Origin of the sequence: Nocardia sp. NPDC049149 (assembly GCF_043197455.1) — a bacterium.
Lineage (GTDB): Bacteria > Actinomycetota > Actinomycetes > Mycobacteriales > Mycobacteriaceae > Nocardia.
Map to the genome: position 1 here is coordinate 642,766 of NZ_JBICTD010000001.1, position 17,767 is coordinate 660,532.

General features: G+C 67.6%; 13 protein-coding genes. 6 read left to right on the forward strand and 7 right to left on the reverse strand.

Annotation, left to right across the window (positions count from 1 at the left end; all coding sequences use genetic code 11):
- Positions 1-391 precede the first annotated feature (391 nt).
- Positions 392-1,042 carry a phosphohydrolase gene (locus ACGFNJ_RS03110; RefSeq protein ID WP_393442773.1) on the forward strand — a complete coding sequence of 217 codons (651 nt, stop codon included), beginning with the start codon at positions 392-394 and terminating at the stop codon, positions 1,040-1,042.
- Positions 1,043-1,111: 69 nt separating this feature from the next.
- Here the strand turns inward: ACGFNJ_RS03110 and ACGFNJ_RS03115 are convergent, their stop codons facing one another.
- The 4 genes from ACGFNJ_RS03115 to ACGFNJ_RS03130 form a co-directional block, all read right to left on the reverse strand.
- The gene (locus ACGFNJ_RS03115; protein ID WP_393442775.1) at positions 1,112-2,944 is read right to left on the reverse strand and encodes a phosphoenolpyruvate carboxykinase (GTP); all 1,833 of its coding nucleotides are present in this window, start codon (positions 2,942-2,944) and stop codon (positions 1,112-1,114) included.
- 279 nt (positions 2,945-3,223) lie between these two features.
- The gene (locus ACGFNJ_RS03120) at positions 3,224-4,882 is read right to left on the reverse strand and encodes a hypothetical protein (protein WP_393442777.1); all 1,659 of its coding nucleotides are present in this window, start codon (positions 4,880-4,882) and stop codon (positions 3,224-3,226) included.
- Positions 4,869-6,002, reverse strand: coding sequence for a hypothetical protein (locus ACGFNJ_RS03125; protein ID WP_393442779.1), 1,134 nt, complete (start codon positions 6,000-6,002; stop codon positions 4,869-4,871). The genes ACGFNJ_RS03120 and ACGFNJ_RS03125 overlap by 14 nt, the downstream gene beginning before the upstream one ends.
- Positions 6,003-6,055: 53 nt before the next feature.
- Positions 6,056-6,838, reverse strand: a complete 783-nt coding sequence (locus tag ACGFNJ_RS03130; protein ID WP_393442781.1) for an SDR family oxidoreductase — start codon at positions 6,836-6,838, stop codon at positions 6,056-6,058.
- 174 nt (positions 6,839-7,012) lie between these two features.
- Here ACGFNJ_RS03130 and ACGFNJ_RS03135 point away from each other — a divergent pair, with 174 nt between their 5' ends.
- The 5 genes from ACGFNJ_RS03135 to ACGFNJ_RS03155 all read left to right on the forward strand — a co-directional run bounded on the left by ACGFNJ_RS03135 (position 7,013) and on the right by ACGFNJ_RS03155 (position 13,660).
- A complete protein-coding gene (locus ACGFNJ_RS03135) occupies positions 7,013-8,359 on the forward strand; it encodes a lipase family protein (protein ID WP_393442783.1) in 1,347 nt (448 codons plus the stop codon).
- Between the two features lie 59 nt (positions 8,360-8,418).
- Positions 8,419-9,273 carry a tRNA (guanosine(46)-N7)-methyltransferase TrmB gene (trmB, locus tag ACGFNJ_RS03140; RefSeq protein ID WP_393442785.1) on the forward strand — a complete coding sequence of 285 codons (855 nt, stop codon included), beginning with the start codon at positions 8,419-8,421 and terminating at the stop codon, positions 9,271-9,273.
- A complete protein-coding gene (locus ACGFNJ_RS03145; protein ID WP_393442787.1) occupies positions 9,270-9,998 on the forward strand; it encodes an NYN domain-containing protein in 729 nt (242 codons plus the stop codon). Before trmB ends, ACGFNJ_RS03145 begins: the two co-directional genes overlap by 4 nt.
- Before the next feature lies 1 nt (position 9,999).
- A complete protein-coding gene (locus ACGFNJ_RS03150) occupies positions 10,000-13,356 on the forward strand; it encodes an MMPL family transporter (protein WP_393442789.1) in 3,357 nt (1,118 codons plus the stop codon).
- An 85-nt stretch (positions 13,357-13,441) separates the two neighbouring features.
- Complete coding sequence (locus tag ACGFNJ_RS03155) at positions 13,442-13,660, forward strand: hypothetical protein (protein ID WP_393442791.1); 219 nt, start codon at positions 13,442-13,444, stop codon at positions 13,658-13,660.
- 1,039 nt (positions 13,661-14,699) lie between these two features.
- Here the strand turns inward: ACGFNJ_RS03155 and ACGFNJ_RS03160 are convergent.
- Genes ACGFNJ_RS03160 through ACGFNJ_RS03170 form a run of 3 tightly spaced genes read right to left on the reverse strand, consistent with a single transcriptional unit; the run spans position 14,700 to position 17,743 of the window.
- Positions 14,700-14,969, reverse strand: a complete 270-nt coding sequence (locus ACGFNJ_RS03160; protein WP_393442793.1) for a Txe/YoeB family addiction module toxin — start codon at positions 14,967-14,969, stop codon at positions 14,700-14,702.
- Between the two features lie 4 nt (positions 14,970-14,973).
- Positions 14,974-15,570, reverse strand: coding sequence for a type II toxin-antitoxin system Phd/YefM family antitoxin (locus ACGFNJ_RS03165; protein WP_393442795.1), 597 nt, complete (start codon positions 15,568-15,570; stop codon positions 14,974-14,976).
- A gap of 37 nt (positions 15,571-15,607) precedes the next feature.
- Positions 15,608-17,743, reverse strand: coding sequence for a DUF2339 domain-containing protein (locus ACGFNJ_RS03170; protein WP_393442797.1), 2,136 nt, complete (start codon positions 17,741-17,743; stop codon positions 15,608-15,610).
- Positions 17,744-17,767: the final 24 nt, after the last annotated feature.

Here is a 17,767-nt window from a genome sequence, read left to right on the forward strand (position 1 = left end):
AACGCCGCGCCTCGGCAAACCTTGGGTGCTCGCAAGTCGTGTCCGTCGACTTCTTCCCATAGCACCACACGTCCGGGCCATCGCGATGAGAAACACGCACAACCCGGTCGGATGTTCCAGCATCGTGACCGCACGCCGCGTGTATACGCCAGGGCGAACGCGTCGTGGCCGCTTGGCCGGAATCCGTGGAATGGTGGCATTTTTCCCACTCCCCTGCGTCGCCGCCAGCGCACTTAACTTGCTGGCGAAGGTGATTGCCCGAAATCCGGATCAACGAGAGGTGAGCACTGTGCGCGCGTCAACAGAGATCGATTGGGAATGGGCTGTTCGAACAGACGGATTGCTGTCAGATGCACAGCGCCGCAAGCTTTCACTCGACATGGAGCGGGTGGTGACCGGATTGGTTGCTGGTCGGCCGCGAACCGCAAGCGCTCAGCGCGGCACCGGTCGGCTCGACTTCGCCGATCTGCGGCTACCCGACTCATCGCTTGCGCGCGCCGCGGAAACCGAGGCGCACGAACAACTCTCGAGCCACGTGCTCGGTCACTCCTACCGCACGTACTTCTTCGGCCGTGTCCTCGCCGACCTCGCAGGCGTCCGCTACGACGACGAACTCTGTTACGTCTCCTGCCTGCTGCACGACCTCCAGCTCGAACATCCCACGCCAGGCCGCTGCTTCGCCGTGACAGGCGCGCATCGCGCCATCGAATTCGTGACCTCGGCAGGCGCCACCCCTGAGGTGGCCCAAGCGATCGGCGCGGCCATCGCCGCCCACATCACCCCCGGCACCGACGCCGACCTAGGCAACCCCGGCGGCTTCATCGCCGCGGGCGCCTCCGCGGACGTCGCAGGCGCCCGCCTGTCCAAATTCGACCCCGCCTGGATAGCCGAACTCCTGGAACGCCACCCGCGCCACGAATTCAAGCGCCGCATGGTCGCCGCCCTCACCGCGGAGGCCGCCGCGGTGCCGCACGGCCGAACCAGCTGGCTGATCGGCAGAGGCGCACTCTCGAAGATCGAAGCATCACCCTTCGCCGAATAATATTGCCCCGCAAATGAAACCGCCCGCACCATGAGATAAATGGTGCGGGCGGTTCGCTGTTCGCGTCGATCAGCCGAGGCGTTCCTTCAGTGCCTCGAATTCATCGCGGACGCCGGAAGGCAGCTTGTCGCCGACGAATTCGAACCATTCCTCGATGAGCGGGATTTCCTTGCGCCATTCCGCAGCATCGACTTTGAGTGCCTCGTCGACGTCGGCGGGGTCGACCTTCAGGCCCTCCAGGTCGAGCTGAGCGGCGACGGGGACGTTGCCGATCGCGGTGGCCTCGGCCTCGGCCGTGCCCTCGACCCGGCCGACGATCCACTCCAGCACCCGGGAGTTCTCACCGAAGCCAGGCCATAGGAAGCGGCCGTCGTCACCACGCCGGAACCAGTTGACGTAGAAGATCTTCGGTAACTTGGTCGCGTCCGCGTTCTTGCCGAGGTTGATCCAGTGGTTCAGGTAGTCACCGACGTGGTAGCCCATGAACGGGATCATCGCCATCGGGTCGCGGCGCACGGTGCCGACCTTGCCCTCGGCCGCCGCGGTCTGCTCGGACGACAGCGTCGCGCCCATGAAAACGCCGTGCTGCCAGTCGAACGACTCGGTGACCAGCGGAACCGTCGTCTTGCGGCGACCGCCGAACAGGATCGCCGAGATCGGCACACCCTGCGGGTCGTCCCACTCCGGCGCCAGGATCGGGCACTGCGACATCGGCGTGCAATAGCGCGAATTCGGGTGGGCGGCAAGCGTTTCGGTCTCCCGCAGGAACCAGTCGTTGCCCTTCCAGTCGATCAGGTGATCGGGCTCGCCCTCCAGGCCCTCCCACCACACGTCGTTGTTGTCGGTCAACGCGACGTTGGTGTAGACGGTGTTGCCCGCCTCCATGGTGGCCATGGCATTCGGGTTGGAGCTGCGGTTGGTGCCCGGCGCGACGCCGAAGAAGCCGTACTCCGGGTTCACCGCGTACAGCTGGCCGTCCTTGCCGAAGCGCATCCACGCGATGTCGTCGCCGAGGGTCTCGGCGCGCCACCCCGGCACGGTCGGCTGGATCATCGCGAGGTTGGTCTTGCCGCAGGCGCTCGGGAACGCGGCGGCGATGTAGTAGGCCTTGTTCTCCGGCGAGATGAGCTTGAGGATCAGCATGTGCTCGGCCAGCCAGCCCTCGTCGTGGGCCATCGCCGAGGCGATGCGCAGCGAGTAGCACTTCTTGCCGAGCAGCGCGTTGCCGCCGTAGCCGGAGCCGTAGCTCCAGATCTCGCGGTCCTCGGGGAAGTGGGTGATGTACTTGGTGTCGTTGCACGGCCACGGCACATCGGCCTGGCCGTCGGCCAGCGGCGCGCCGACGGAGTGCAGCGCCTTCACAAACGGCTTGTCGGTGCCCATCTTCTCCAGCGCCGCGCTGCCCATCCGGGTCATCACCCGCATCGAAACGACCACGTACTCGGAGTCGGTGATCTCGACGCCAAGCTTGGGGTCCTCGGCGCCGAGCGGGCCCATGCAGAACGGCACCACGTACATGGTGCGGCCCTTCATCGAGCCGCGGTACAGCTCGGTCATGGTCGCGCGCATCTCGGCGGGGTCGACCCAGTTGTTGGTCGGTCCGGCGTCGGCTTCGCTCTTGGAACAGATGTAGGTACGCGACTCCACCCTGGCCACGTCGGAGGGGTCGGAGAGCGCGAGGAAGGAATTCGGCTTCCGCTTCTCGTCGAGGCGCTTGAAGGTGCCCGCCTCGACGAGCTGGGCGGTCAGGCGGTCCCATTCGTCGTCGGAACCATCCGCCCAGACCACTCGCTCCGGCTGAGTGAGTTCGGCGACTTCCTGTACCCAGGCGAGTAGTTCGCTGTGCTCGGTCGGCTGTTTGCCGTCGGATCCACGAAGACCAGGAATGGTCGCTGAGGTCATGAAAACTCTCCTGAGATGGGCGGTCCCTACAATGCTTCGCCCTCTGGGCTGACCGTTTCGAGCGACCTACAAGCAGTCGCTACGATGCGGCCCTTGACCAGCGCGAACGCACCTAGTGCCACCATTGGCGGGAGGGCACCCGCTACGACCAATCGAAAGCGCGCCCCGGCTGGACGGCGGACGAGGACTTAGCGGACGCCCTGGTTCCTGTTTAGAGGTTAACGCGCTGTGACGGCCCCTACGGAATCGGGTTCGTCACTTTGTACCCATTCTTAAGACTTAGTCAAACGAGGAGATCCATCGATCGAGGATCGCGATATCGCGTTCACATGCGGCGAGTTGTCCGGGTTGTTCGGCAACCATGCGCCGTAAACGGGCCTCGACTTCCGCGACTCGACGATCAGTGTCCACCATCCGCGTCGCGCTCACCCGGACAACCCGGTCGGCCAGCGCGGTTTCGGTTTCCACCAGCGCCGTCGCGACCCGCTGCTCGAGCTGGGCCTTTACGTTGACCAGCGCGTCAGAGACCCATTGCCGCATGTGCGCGCGCTCGGCGAGCTGGCCGCGCGCCCGCACCACCCAGGCCGCCGCGCCGCCGCCGAGCAGCAGGGTCACCGGCACGCTCGCGAAATCCAAGGCGGGCACCAGCGAAAGGGGCGAAACGAGCAACCTGCCGAGGCCGACACCCGCCGACGCGCCGAGCACGATCATGAGGTGATCTTCGACACCACGGTGACGTGGGTCGGGGTCGGGCCCGACCCGCGGCGCCGGGTCGCGGCGGCGCGGCGGGCTGGGTGCTGCCTGCTCGTCGGCGCCGTCGATCTGCGCCGACAGTTCCGCGAGCCTGCGGTCGATGGCGAGGTCGACCGCGCCGGTCAATTCGGTGACGGCCTGCTGCAGGCGCTCGGGGTAGGCGCCGAGCGCGGCGCGGCCGAGCCGGTCGAGGTCGCCGCGGGTCACCGTGTGCAGCGCCCTGATTCGCGCGCCGACCTCGGTCATCAGGTCGACGCGCGCCAGATGCAATTGCCCGCGCAGCGTGGACATGGCGGTGGCGCGACCGCCGTCGCGGCCGGCGAGCAGCACCGCGCGTTCCTCGCGCAGCCTGGCCGGTTCGCCGCCGGAGCGCAGCGTCGCCACCTGTTCGACGACCCGCTGCCTGGTGTCGGACAGCACCCGCGCGGTCACAGCCGCGATCCGGTCGCCGCCGTCGGCTTCGGCGCCCGCGGCCGTCGCGGCCAGCGCCGCGTGCAGCGCGCCCAATCCGGATCGGTCCATCAGTCCGGCATCGCCCGCGGTGCGCGCGGCCGCCGCGAGCCTGGCCGAGACGGGCACGATGTCGAGGTCGGTCATGTCCTGTGCGGCAAGCAAGTCCAGGTCGCGGGTCTGCACCGAGCGCCAATCCTGATGCGCGTGAATGCCGTTCATCGCGAGCAGGATGCGGGTGCCGTCCGCGCGCAGCCGGTGGATGACGCGCAAGGTGTCGGCGCCGATGGTGGTGCCGGCATCGAGCAGGACCAGCGCGACCGCCGCCGGTGCGGTCCCGGACGGCGAGGTCGTCTCCACCGCGGCGTTCGCGTCGGCCACCGGATCGGACAGATCTATCCGCGGCTCGAACCGCGCCAGCTCGGTCCGCAACAGGGTGGTTGCGGCGTCGGCGGGCCCGATCAGCATGACCGTGCCCGCGGCGCCGCTGCCGCGCACCGCGCGTAACAGCGCCGTGCCCTGCGGATTCCAGCGTGCCACCACGGCTTCCACCTCGGCCGACGGACCTGCCGCGTGGTCTGGTGGCGTTGCCGTGTCGTTGGGCAAGCTGAGCGAGCGATCCACGCCGGCGACCGGTCCGGTGCCCTGCGCGGAACCGTGCATCGGCTCGGTGTCCGCGTGCGCTCGCCGCTCGGCGTCGAGTGTCGGGTCGAGCGGGGGTTCAGAGACCGGCACTGCTCATCCGTTCCCATAGTCGGATGTAACCGTCATGGACGCGTTGGGCCGCACGGCGGGCCACGGGAGGCATATCGCTGGAAACTACTGCACGCCAACGGTCCGCGCGGGCCATTGCGTCATCGGCGTCGGCGGGCGCCGGGGCCGGATACCCTGCGGCCAAGTGGGCAACGCTGGGATGGGCGAGCCCGGCGCACAGGCCGAGCCACCGCGCATGATCGCCGAAAAGGTAGGCCTCCAAGATATCTCGCGCGTGGCTGCCGTCCCCCGGTACTGCGCGGGCGGCCAATCTGGCCAGCTCGTCGAGAAGTTCGCCGCCGCGCAGCGCCGAGACCTGCTCGTAGCGGCGATGCAGCAGCTGGTGCACCGCGTCGATTGCGCTTGCGCCGTGCAGGATTTGCAACAGTGTCTGCGGCGCGAGCACGAGGTCGTGGTCGAGCGCGGCCAGCGCGCAGGCGACGCCGTAGAGATCCCAGCGTTGCAGCAGCTGCTCGCGGTCGGCGAGATCCGGGCCGGGCGCGACGAAGAGATCCGGTGAAAGCATCAGCGACGCATCGGCATTCGGGTCGATTCTGCGCAGGGCGGCCAGGTCGTCGTCGGTCATCGCACCCGACTTGGTGCGCACGGCCAGCGAGGCGACCACCGGAAGCACCGGCATGCCGAGCTCCCTGCCGTACTGCTCGGCGGCGGCGACCGCGTCGGCCCAGCGCCCGCCGATCGCGTCGGCCTTGTTCAACACGACCACCGTGCGCTCCGGAGCCAGCGTGGCAAGCACCCGCCGATCCGCGGGCGATGGCGCGGTGGACAGCACGTAGACGACGATGTCGGCGTCGAGCACCGGATCGGGTGCGTCCGGTTCGTCCACCGGATCGGTCTCGACGGCGGACATGAGCGCGAGTGCGTGCAGCACCGATGTCCGGCCCGCGTGCGCGCGGCCGGTGACCTGGATGCGTGGCGGCTTGCGCCAAGCGGTGACGGCGGCGATCGCCGCGTAGCCGATCTGCGTGTCCTGCCCGGTGCCGAACCGCAGATCGGCGAGGAGCTGGTCGAGCTGGTCCTGTTCGCGCGCTGGTACGCCGCGTTCGCGCAACGGTCCGTCGGTCTCCGTGCCTGTCGGCATGGGCTGCACCCCCTTTACGGTGCGCAATTCTTGCAGAAGTCGTGGATAACCGGTCAGCTGCCGCTGAAGTACTTGTTGACGGTACGCACCGCCCAGTTCGGCGCGTACTTGGCGGCGGTCGCCAACACCTTGGCTTGGGCGCCGATCTCGTAGTGCACCCTCGGCAGTCGTCCGCGCTTGCGGGTGGCCGCCCAGATTCCCGACGCGACGTCCTCGGCGGTCAACCGCACCCCGAGCGACTTCGTCGTTCCGGTTTCGACCCCGTCCACCATCGCGGTGTCCACGAACAACGGCCAGATCGCGATCACCCGGATATCGTGCCGCTCCCATTCGAGATCCAGTGCCTCCGTGAGGCTTTTGACCGCAGCCTTGCTCGCGCCGTAGCTCGCGAGTTCGGCCTGGCCGTAGATCGCCGAGGCAGAGCAGAGATTCACCACTTGGGCGCCGGGAGTGTCACGGAGATAAGGAAAGGCGGTGTGCGTTCCGGTGAGCACACCGCCGATGTTGACGTCGAAGATGGCCTGGTGCGTGGCCAGCGCCAAGGTCTCGAACGAACCGGCGCGCAGGATGCCCGCGTTGTTGATCAGGATGTCCAGTCGTCCGGCGTCCGCGTGGAACTCGGCAAGCCGCTCGGCCCACTGGGTGTCGTTCGTCACATCGAGCACCGCGGTGTGCACGCTACCGCCGTTGCCGGTGATGTCGGCCGCGAGCCTGGTCAGCCCCACCTCATCGATGTCAGCGGCGCCGACGTGATACCCCTGCGCAGCGAAAAGCAGTGCCGTCGCCCGGCCGATCCCGGCTGCCGCGCCGGTGATGAACACTGTCGGTCTGCGCATACCGCGGAGTCTAGTGCCGGAAAACCCCCTTACCCCCGTCTTCCCAGACCTGCTTCCGGTCATTTACCCTGCTTGGCAGTGGTCGGCGCCAGTGCCTGTGCGCAACTTCGCTTTTCGAACGCGGCAACGACCTCATACCGACGGGTTCCGACGGAACCCGATGAGGAGGTTGCCATGACGGCGGACGCCATCGGTGGTGTCGAATCGGAGCCTGCCCTAGCGGCGGACCGGAAACCACTGCTACCGAGCACCGACCCGTTCCTCCGGCCGCCGAAGGGTTATGCGGCACAACCGCCAGGCACGGTGCTGCGCACCCGGCAGATCGAACTCGCCCTGTTCGGTGTTGTGCCCCAGCAGGTCTCGGCCTGGCAGCTGCTCTATCGCAGCAGCGATATGCACGGCACACCCGAGGTGGCGATCACCACGGTGCTGCTGCCCCTCGACGCCGATCCTCGGGAGGACCGGCCGCTGTTGGCCTTTCAGACCGCGATGGACGCGGTCGCCGAGCGGTGTTCTCCTTCTTACGCATTGCGCTACGGCGCCCGCGCGCTCGGCTCGGTCACCCAGTTCGAATGGCTGCTCGTCGCGAACGCGCTGCGCCGCGGCTGGGCCGTCACCATCGCCGATCACGAGGGTCCGCGCGGAAACTTCGGCGCCCCACGCGAACCCGGCTATCGCGCCCTCGACGGTATCCGGGCGGCCCTGCGGTTCGCGCCGCTCGGCCTGCGCCAGGACACGCGAATCGCGGTGTGGGGCTATTCCGGTGGCGGCATGGCCAGTGCATGGACGGTCGAGATGGCGCCGAGCTACGCACCGGAGCTCGATATCGTCGGCGCGGTGCTCGGCGCGCCGGTCGGCGATCCAGGCCAGGTGTTCGCCCGGTTGAACGGCGGCAAGTACGCGGGCCTGCCCGCCATCGTGATCGCGGCCCTGCGCAGGCTGTATCCCGCGCTCGGCGCGGTGCTGCAGAACGAGCTCACCCTCGACGGCCACCGGTTCGTCGCCCGCGCGGAGAGCTCGACGCCGTTCGGCGCGATCTTCGGCCTGGCCAACAAGCGCATGGACGACTATCTGGGCCGCCCGCTCGACGAGGTGATCGACACCCCGGAGTTCCAGGCGATGTTCGACGATCTGCGCCTTGGCAATTCGACGCCGACCTGCCCGCTGCTGGTGCTGCAGCCGGTGCACGACCAAGTTATCCACATGGACGGCATCGACGGTCAGGTCGACCGCTATCGCCGCGGCGGCGCGCTGGTCACCTACGTCCGTGACCGGCTGAGCGAACACTTCTCGCTGCTGCCGTTGTCCACCCCGCTCAGCCTGGAATGGCTGGCGGACCGACTGGCCGGGCAACCGGCTGGCGATGGCGGGGACACCACGGTGTGGTCGGTGGCCGCGTCGCCGACGGGCGCGCGTGGCCTGCTGGAAATGGTGGTGACCGTAGCCAAGGTCGCACTCGGTCGCCCACTGCGGCAGGAGAGCGAACCGGTGGCAAGGATCGCCACCGCACGCGCCGCCTGACCTCCCGCTGGGCGGTAAGCACACAGTCGATTGCCGCATCACTCCTCCGATGCTGGACAATGGACGCCGTGAACGACGCCGCGAACAATACTGCCGAGTCAGTTCCGGGCCCGCCGTCCACAGGATCGGCCCCGGCTGAGTCGAGCACCCCCGTCGGCTCCGCCGCCGACCGTGCTCCTGCGCGCAGGCAACGGAACAGCACCGGCTCCCGCCTGTACCCACGCGTGACCAGTTTCCGGTCCCGCCGTGGCGCACTGACCCCGACCCAGCAGCAATCGTGGGACCGCACCTGGCCGACGATCGGCCGCGATGTGGCCGACGAACCGCTCGACGCCGCCGCCTGGTTCGGCCGCGAAGCGCCGCTCGTCATCGAGATCGGTTGCGGCACCGGCACGGCGACGGCCGCGATGGCACAGGCCGAACCGCACCTGAACCTGATCGGCATCGAGGTGTACCAACCCGGGCTCGCGCAACTGGTGCAGCGCATCGAACGCGAACAGATCGAGAACATCCGGCTGCTGCGCGGCGACGCCGTCGACGTGCTCGAAAACATGATTGCTGAAGAGTCGCTGACTGGCGTCCGAGTCTTCTTTCCCGACCCGTGGCCGAAGGCGCGACACCACAAGCGCAGACTCCTGCAGCCCGCGACATTCGCGTTGATCGCCAATCGACTCAGACCGGGCGGCGTGTTGCATGTCGCAACCGACCACGCGGACTACGCGGAACACATTGCTGCGGTCGGCGCAGAAGAACCCCTGCTCAAAGGCATAAATGAGAGCACGGGAGGAGTCAGTTCGGCGCATCGGGACACCGCGCCGATCGGCTTCGAAAGGCCGGTCACGAAATTCGAAGGCAAGGCACATCGTGCCGGTAGCGCCATCACAGAGCTCATATGGGGGAAGATCAAAATATGAGTGTCAGTGAGATGGCCCACGAGGTGGTCGATGTTGCCGGGGAGGTGCAGGGAACCGGATCGGAAGGTCTGGGTGGCGTAACGCCGGACGTGCGCCGGGTCCTGCTGGTGTGGGATGCCCCGAACCTCGACATGGGCCTCGGGGCCATCCTCGGTGGGCGGCCGACCGCCGCTTACCGCCCGCGGTTCGACGCGCTCGGCCGCTGGTTACTGGCGCGCACCGCCGAACTGTCCGTCGGCACCGTGCACCGGGTGGAACCCGAAGCCACTGTCTTCACCAACATCGCGCCAGGCACGGCAGACGTGGTGCGGCCGTGGGTAGAAGCACTGCGCAACGTCGGATACGCGGTCTTCGCCAAGCCGAAGATCGACGAGGACTCCGACGTCGACGCCGACATGCTCGCGCACATCGAACTGCGCAGCCGGGGCGCCGGGCTGGCGGGCATCATGGTCGCCTCGGCCGACGGCCAGGCATTCCGTGAACCGCTCGAAGAACTCTCCGCCGCCGGAATCCCCGTTCAGGTGCTCGGCTTCCGCGAGCATGCGAGTTGGGCCGTCACATCCGATACTCTCGAGTTCATCGATCTCGAGGACATTCCGGGCGTGTTCCGTGAACCACTGCCCAGGGTGAGCCTCGACTCGCTGCCCGACGAGGGCGCATGGCTGCAGCCGTTCCGGCCGCTGTCGGCGCTGCTCACCTCTCGCCCCGCGCAAGGAGTCGCTTAAAGTGTTCACACGCTGGGGCGATCTGGTCTTCCGGCTGCGCTTTGCCGTCATCGGCATCGTGGCAGCCGCTCTTTTGGCGCTGGGCGGATACGGCCTCGGCTTGGGAGACCACCTCAGCTCCAGCGGGTGGGACGATCCGACCTCGGAGTCCTCGCGGGGCGCGAAGATCGCCGACGCCTCGTTCGGACGCGACCACAGCAGCGACGTGATCGTGCTGTACACCGCGCCGGAGGGCAAGACGATCGATGACCCGGATTTCAAGGAGAAGGTCCTCGAAAGCCTGAACCGCCTGCCCGAGCAGTACCCGGAGATCAGCAAGATCAACGGCGCGTACTGGCCGACCAAGACCGGGCAGTCCTCGCCGATCGTGTTCGGCTCCAAGGACAAGAAATACACCTTCGCGTCGATCGCCATCAAGGGCGACAACGACACGGAAATGCTGAACAACTTCCGGAAAGTGAAGGGTGTCTTCGGCATTCCGGGCGTGGACGTTCAGGTCGCGGGCCTACAGGCGGTCGCGGGCACGTTGAACGACACCATGGCCGAAGACCAGCACCGGATGGAGATCCTGGCCATCCCCGCCGTTGCGGTGTTGCTGTTCTTCATCTTCGGTGGCCTGGTCGCCGCGGGTCTGCCGCTGGTCGTCGGTGGTCTCACCGTGATCGGCGCACAGGGCATCGTGCTGTTCATCACCAGATTCACCGAGGTGAACTCGTTCGTCGCGCCCGTCGTCTCGATGATCGGCCTCGGATTGGCCATCGACTACGGGCTTTTCATCGTCAGCCGGTTCCGTGAGGAACTCGCCGAGGGCTACAGCACGCCCGCCGCGGTGCGCCGCTCCGTGATGACCGCGGGCCGCACCGTCGTGTTCTCCGCGACCATGATCATCGCCAGCCTCGGCGGCATGCTGCTGTTCCCGCAGGGCTTCCTCAAGTCGATCGCGTACGGCTCCATCGCGACGGTGTCGCTCGCCGCGCTGACCTCCATCACGATCCTGCCCGCTATCCTCGGCGTGCTCGGGCCGAAGGTCGACATGCTCGGCCTGAAGAAGTTCCGCAAGACCCAAACCGCCGAGCAGGTGGAAAACGGCTTCTGGGGCAACATCACCCGCTGGGTGATGCGGCACCCGCTCAAGATCGCCATCCCGATCTGCATCGGCCTGCTGCTGCTCATCATCCCGGTGAAGAACCTCGCCTTCGGCGGCATCAACGAGCGGTACCTGCCGCCGGACAACTCGACTCGCCTGGCACAGGCCAAATTCGACTCCATCTTCCCGCTGCGCAAGTCCGACCCCATCCAGTTGGTGTTCGTCGCGGAGAACAGCAACGACGTCGGCAAGGTGTGGAAAGAGGCCAACAACGCGCCGGGCCTCGCGGGCAGCTTCGAGGTGCCGTCGCGATCGACCAACGACCCCACCGTCTTCAGAACGAGTGCGACACTGGCGGATTCGGAAGACGCCGACCCGACCATCGACTATCTGCGCTCGGTCGACATCCCCGACGGCGTCACCATGTACGTCGGCGGGCAGCCCGTCATCCAGAAAGACAGCATCGACGCGTTGCTCGACCGGATGCCGTGGATGATCGCGCTGGTCCTGTTCGTCACCACGCTGCTGATGTTCCTGACGTTCGGCTCGCTGGTGCTACCGATCAAGGCCGCGCTGATGAGCGCGCTCGGACTCGGGTCGACGCTCGGCATCCTCACCTGGATCTTCGTCGACGGGCATGCCGCGCAGACGTTGAACTTCACCCCGCAGCCGATCATGTCGCCGGTGCTGGTGCTGATCATCGCCGTCATCTACGGTCTGTCGACCGACTACGAGGTATTCCTGTTGTCGCGCATGGTCGAAGCGCGCACCCAGGGTGCCTCGACCACCGAGGCCGTTCGGATCGGCACCGCGCAGACCGGGCGCATCATCACCGCCGCCGCGCTCATCCTGCTCGTCGTCACCGGCGCCTTCGCCTTCTCCGACCTGGTGATGATGCAGTACCTCGCGTACGGCATGATCGCCGCGCTGTTCATCGACGCCACCATCCTGCGCATGCTGCTGGTGCCTGCCACCATGAAGCTGCTCGGCGACGACTGCTGGTGGGCACCCGCCTGGATGAAGAAGATCCAGGAGAAGATCGGCCTCGGCGAACCCATCCTCGACGACGAACGCCCCGGCGGCGGCGAACTCGTCGACCTGGTCAAGACCACCCCGATCACCGATCCGGTCACCATGCAGATCCCCGCGATCGCCGACGCCAACCGCCCACGCAAGCCGCGGCGCCCGCGCACCGTCGAGGAAATCGAGGCCGAAGCGCCGACCAAGCACCTCAAGAAGGTGCCGAAGGCCCCCAAAGCGCCGACCACCCCGGCACCAGCCCCGCTCGACCCGACTCGCCAACGGCCAACGCCGCCTTCGAGTTTCGTGTCGGACCCGGGCATGCAGCGGCCGTCGTTCCCGGCGACCCCGCACGACCCCACCGGACCGCGGCCAACGCCGACGGAACCGCCTGCACCGCGGCCGTTTTCAGCGACCCCACACGACCCCACCGGACCGCGGCCAACGCCCGCAGAATCGTCTGCACCGCGCCCGTTCCCGGCAATCCCGCACGACCCCACCGGACCGCGGCCAACGCCCGCAGAATCGTCTGCACCGCGCCCGTTCTCCGCGACCCCGCACGACCCCACCGGGCCACGGCCAACGCCGACGGAATCGTCTGCACCGCGCCCGTTCTCGGCGACCCCGCACGACCCGACCGGGCCACGGCCGACCCCGCCCGCGCATACCGACTTGTCGTCGGGCGCCCCCTTCGAGGCGTTCGCCGAGCCGCCCGCAACGGCGTTCGAGTCACCTGCAGGTGCCTTCGAACCGCCTGCGGGAGCGTTCGAACCGCCAGCGGCACGGCCCTTCGAACCGATCGCAGGCGGCTTCCAACCGCGCCCCTTCGAGCCGCTCGCGGGAACCTTCGAGCCGCCCGCCGCTGCTCCCAGCGCGCCGCAACCCGCCCCTCCGGCGGTCGCTTTCGACCCGACCAGACGCCCCGAGGCCAAGTTCGAGCCGACCCAACCCACGCCGTCCGTGGCTCCCTTCGGCGTCGCCGACCCGACTCCGGCACCGACCTACACCGAATTCACCCCACCGGACCAGGTCCCCGCCGACCAGCCCACCCACCATGCCGCACCGGACCCGTCGCCCGCCGATTCCACCGACAGCGACGAGGGCGAACCGAACCGCAACAGCATCGAAAACTGGATGGCCGAACTCCGCTCCTCCCGCCGCGCAGGCAAGCCCGACGAGGGACGCCACAGCGGCGGCGACGGCCGCACCGTCAGCGTCAACGAACTCCTCCGCCGCCGCGACCGCGAGTAGTCCGTCCAACGGGCCCGCTGCCCAGCGAGACGCGTCTACACCGTCTCGAACACCCCTCGCATCGAGACCATGCAATGATCCCCCGATGGGGACTTACAAGAACACCATGCTGGTTCTCGGCGTCCTCGCCGCCGTAGCCATCGGCCTACTCGCCGCAAACTGGAGCTCGACCCGCGCCGTTGTCTACGCCGTAGTCTGGTCCGCCGCCGCGCTGTTCCTCATCGCCCGCGACTTCTACGCCACGCGCCGCCACCCCACCCACACCGACACCCCAGCCCCCGAGCCCACCGAGCAACACCCATGAACACCCCCACCAAACCATGGACCGCCCCCGCAGTCTGCACGCAATGCCCGCACCCCATCGCAGACCACACGATCTGGGAACCCGACCAAACCTGCGACGGCTGGATGCACTGCCGCGCCCCCCGACTGCACCCAATGCTGGCACGCCTGGCCCCGACTCCTCTAGGAGAAGCGAGTCACTCCCGCACAAGTTGACCTGGTGTTGGCGACGCGACAAATCCTCAGTCAGGTCCCACTCGATAAGCCACCACTCCACGAGTGGGACCTGGTGGAGCCGACACGCCGTAAATGCCTCCACCATGTCCCGTCCGCGAACCACCACCCGCGCGAACGGGACATGGCTGCACCAACTCTCACGTCGGAACCCCCGCTGAGGCCGCGAGCCTCGCATCGACGGGAGAGAAGCGGTTGTTGCCCCATCGACGGGAGTCAAATGGTTGATCAACTTCATCGACGGGAGTCATATGGTGGCAATACGCACCGAGACGCCCACCATTGAACTCCCGTCAACATTTCCAAGATCACTTCCTGGAAAAGATCTTTGAACCGGACCACAGCCAAGCAACCCGGCTGGGACAAGAGAACCCGTGACTGACAGCGGAAGGTCAGCCGGGTACGGCACACGACGCCACCACGCTATCCAGTGCAAACCCCGGGACCGTCCCACTCGCCAGGAGACCGTTCAACCCGCGGATAAACCACCACCCCAAACGCAACACGCTCTACGAAACCCGCACCAGCCCAAAGCCGCGCGCGTCCAAAGCCGCGCCCGCCCCAAGGCCGCGCCCGTCCGAGGCCGCGCCCCACGGGTCGGGTTGGGCTGTGTCCGTGCCGCTTTGGGCTTGGCGAAGGCAGAGCTCCTTCGGGTATACGGTCTCCTGACGAATGCGGCAGCCAAGGGTTTGCACTGGAGTAGCGTGGTTGCGTCGCCTGCCGTACCCGGCTGACCTCCGCAGTCGATCACGCATTCTCTTGCCCCAGCCGGGTTACTTGGCTGTGCTCTCGTTTCGAGAGCTTCAATATCAAAAGCCTTGAGTCGCCTAGTCCTCGTAATGGGTTCCTACCTGAACTATCGCGATCTCAGTATCGGTCACGTAATAAATCAACCGATGTTCATGCGTAATCCGGCGCGACCAATGCCCCGTGAGGTGGTGGCGAAGCGGCTCCGGTTTACCTATCCCCGTAAACGGCTCAGCAAGTACAGCTTTGATCAGTCTGTTGGCAGCCTTCAGCACCGCGCGATCCCGGGACAACCACGCTGAGTAACTACGCCACCCATGGTCGGTGAAGGTCAGCTTTCGGTCGGTCATGGCGTCACGCTGTCGTTCGGCGGGTGTCGAACCAGGTGGCCGCGGTGTCGTCGCGCGCGATCGACTTCCAGAGGGCGACGAACTTTTCGACGTCGGATGCGTCGATTCCCTTGGCCTGCAGCTCCGCTGCGAAACGCTGGAAGCGGTTGTCCGGGCGGGTGTCGGTTGCGTCGTCGCCGTAGACCTTCTCGGCGATCGCCGCGAGCATCTCGGCCGGGGCGACCACGTAGTGCTTCGTTTTTCTGCCGGAGGGCAGGTCGTAGTCCAGCCAGGTCACATCGTGCCGCCGCCGGGAAGCGGTCTCCTCGTCGGCGCCGTCGGCGTCCGGGTCGAGGAGGGCGCGGGCTTCGGTGCGGCCAACGCGCGCGTCCTGGACCGAGGCCAGCAGCTGTGCGCCGCCGTGCGTCTGGAGGACGTAGAGCGTTTCCATGATGGCGCTCCAATCCGACTCGGCCACCAGGACCGCATTGTCGCCGGTCTTGGTCACGACCGTGACCGGGTCATGGTTGTCGTTGACCTTCTTCACCAGGCCGAATAGGTCTTGGCGGACGTTCGAGATCGGCAGTGCCTGCATGCGGTCCTCCTGGTTGTCGTACGACATAGCGTACAGCTAAGTCGTACGACTTGTTGTACCAATTTCAGGCCGGCGGGTTGGGGGAGGATTTGGCGCCCGCTTCGGCGAAGGCGCGGGCGTAGCGGGTGCCTACGACGAGGAGGAGGACGCCGACGGCGAGGAAGGCGGCTACTCGGACGAGACCGTCGAGGGTGGCCAGGTCGAAGAGGAACAGTTTGGCCAAGGCCGCCGCGGTGACCAACAGGCCCGAGGCGAGGGCGAGTTTGGGAACGTTGGTCGGCTTGGCGAGATTGCGCAGGCCGTAGAACAGGGATGCGGTGGCTGCGACCATCCACAGGATGGTGGCGGCGCTGTGGCCGATCAGGAAGCCGTCGGCGGCGCCGGTGGCGACCCCGATCGCGACCGTCGCGGCGGTCACGGCGTACAGGCCGGCCAGGCTGGCGGCGATCCACTGCAGTTCAGCGGTGGCGTGCATGGCGGGCAGACGGCGGGCGCACCAGATGGCGACGGCGACCACCGCGAGCGCCAGCGTCGCGCCGAGTACCGTCGCGACGCCCAGGTTGTCCTCCGAATAGTGCTGGGAAGCCAGGACTTCCGGGCTGGCGACGTTCAGGAAAGCAAAGGCGCCGAGCACCGCGAAGGCCGCACCGATGCCTGCGGAGAAACCGGAGCGTCGTTGTCCGGCGACGCCGAGATACGCGAGTGCGACGAGGAACCATGCGATCGGCAGGGAGCGCGGATCGGTCACGGCGACACAGACTTCGAGCAGGGCGATCGAGCCTGCGACGGCGGTGACAATCGCGGTGTGTCCCGGAATCTTCACTACCGCGGCAATTTTGGGGATCAGCGCGGTCGCTGCCACACCGAGCAGCACCGCCGCGAAGACACCGGCGATCAGCGACGCGACAGCCCGGTCGTGGTCGAACATCCCCGGGGCGGCCAACATCGGCACCGTGGCCACCGCGAGCATCAGCGAAGCGGTCACGTCGGCGGGTCGGTGGCGGACGATGAGGACCGTACCGACCAGGCCGACCGCTGCCACCGCCGCGGCGGCGCCGAGCAGCGAGGCGCGCGCACTGCCGGACGAGATATCGAAGATGGCGCCGGCGACGAAGAGGAAGGTGGCCAGCACCGCGGGCAGTGTCCGCACCACGTGCAGGAACGGCCAGTCACGCACCAATTGGACTGGCGTGCACGCCAACTGCAGCACAATCAGGAACGCGAGCAGCACCAGTTCCGTGGTCAGCACCGGCGAAAGCACCGCCGCGCCGACGACGACGAGCACGGCCAACGGCTGCGAACGCCACTGCACCGCCAACGAGACACCACCGGCCGCGACGCCGAGCCCGGCCGCGAACCCGAGCACCGGGTGCAGCCAGTGGTAGATCGCGGTCACCGCAACAACATCCAGGTAGGCGCCCGCGATGCCGGTGGCCGCCAACGCGATACCGCCGACGCGGCCACCGGTCCTGCCGAACACCCGAATGCCCGCGGCCACCAGGCCCGCCGAGAACAGCGCACCCGCGACGACCCGGGGCACCGGCCCGAAGAAGCCAGCCTGTGCGGCGAGCACAAGCAGCATGACCACGCCGATCAGCGTGACGGCCACACCCGCGATCGCAAGCACCCGGCTGATCACTCCGTCGCGCTGCCACCAAGGTGCATGCGGGACAGGCGGTTTGCCTCGCGGCGGAACGGGCGGGCGCATTCCGGGCGCCATCGGCGCCATCCCGCGCGGCGGCATCGGCGGCTGCGCGCCCGGTGGCATCGGAACCCCAGGCGCACCCCACCCAGCAGCTCCGGCCGGGGCATACCTGGGCACGTAATGCGGTGCAGGCGGTACCGAGCCGACGGGAGCCGCAACGGGTGTCGGCCACTGAGCCGGAGCCGGAGCCTGCGGGATCGGCGCACCCTGGGGCGGCACCGAAGAACCTCCCTGCGGATTCACTGCACCCGGCAACGGAGGAGCGGGAGCAGGCTGCGGAGTCTGCGACGAGGAGACCCGCGGCCCCTCCGGCGATCCGGTGGCGACGGGCGCGGCACCGGTTTCCGACGAAACCTCCTGTGCCGCAGCTGATCCCCCGACGACCTGGGCGCGCAACAATTCCAGGTCGCGCCCGAGCACACCCATCTGCGTCCCCAACGCAGTGAATTCCCCCGAGAGGCGCGAAATCAGCGCCGGATCGATAGACGTGGTCATAACCCCATGCTGAATCTCCGGCAC

Bases quoted from the DNA above. Each gene is read 5' to 3' on its own strand.
- ACGFNJ_RS03115 (WP_393442775.1), bottom strand. From the start codon at position 2,944: ATGACCTCAGCGACCATTCCTGGTCTTCGTGGATCCGACGGCAAACAG.
- ACGFNJ_RS03125 (WP_393442779.1), bottom strand. From the start codon at position 6,002: ATGCCGACAGGCACGGAGACCGACGGACCGTTGCGCGAACGCGGCGTA.
- ACGFNJ_RS03130 (WP_393442781.1), bottom strand. From the start codon at position 6,838: ATGCGCAGACCGACAGTGTTCATCACCGGCGCGGCAGCCGGGATCGGC.
- ACGFNJ_RS03135 (WP_393442783.1), top strand. From the start codon at position 7,013: ATGACGGCGGACGCCATCGGTGGTGTCGAATCGGAGCCTGCCCTAGCG.
- trmB (WP_393442785.1), top strand. From the start codon at position 8,419: ATGGACGCCGTGAACGACGCCGCGAACAATACTGCCGAGTCAGTTCCG.
- ACGFNJ_RS03145 (WP_393442787.1), top strand. From the start codon at position 9,270: ATGAGTGTCAGTGAGATGGCCCACGAGGTGGTCGATGTTGCCGGGGAG.
- ACGFNJ_RS03155 (WP_393442791.1), top strand. From the start codon at position 13,442: ATGGGGACTTACAAGAACACCATGCTGGTTCTCGGCGTCCTCGCCGCC.
- ACGFNJ_RS03160 (WP_393442793.1), bottom strand. From the start codon at position 14,969: ATGACCGACCGAAAGCTGACCTTCACCGACCATGGGTGGCGTAGTTAC.
- ACGFNJ_RS03165 (WP_393442795.1), bottom strand. From the start codon at position 15,570: ATGTCGTACGACAACCAGGAGGACCGCATGCAGGCACTGCCGATCTCG.
- ACGFNJ_RS03170 (WP_393442797.1), bottom strand. From the start codon at position 17,743: ATGACCACGTCTATCGATCCGGCGCTGATTTCGCGCCTCTCGGGGGAA.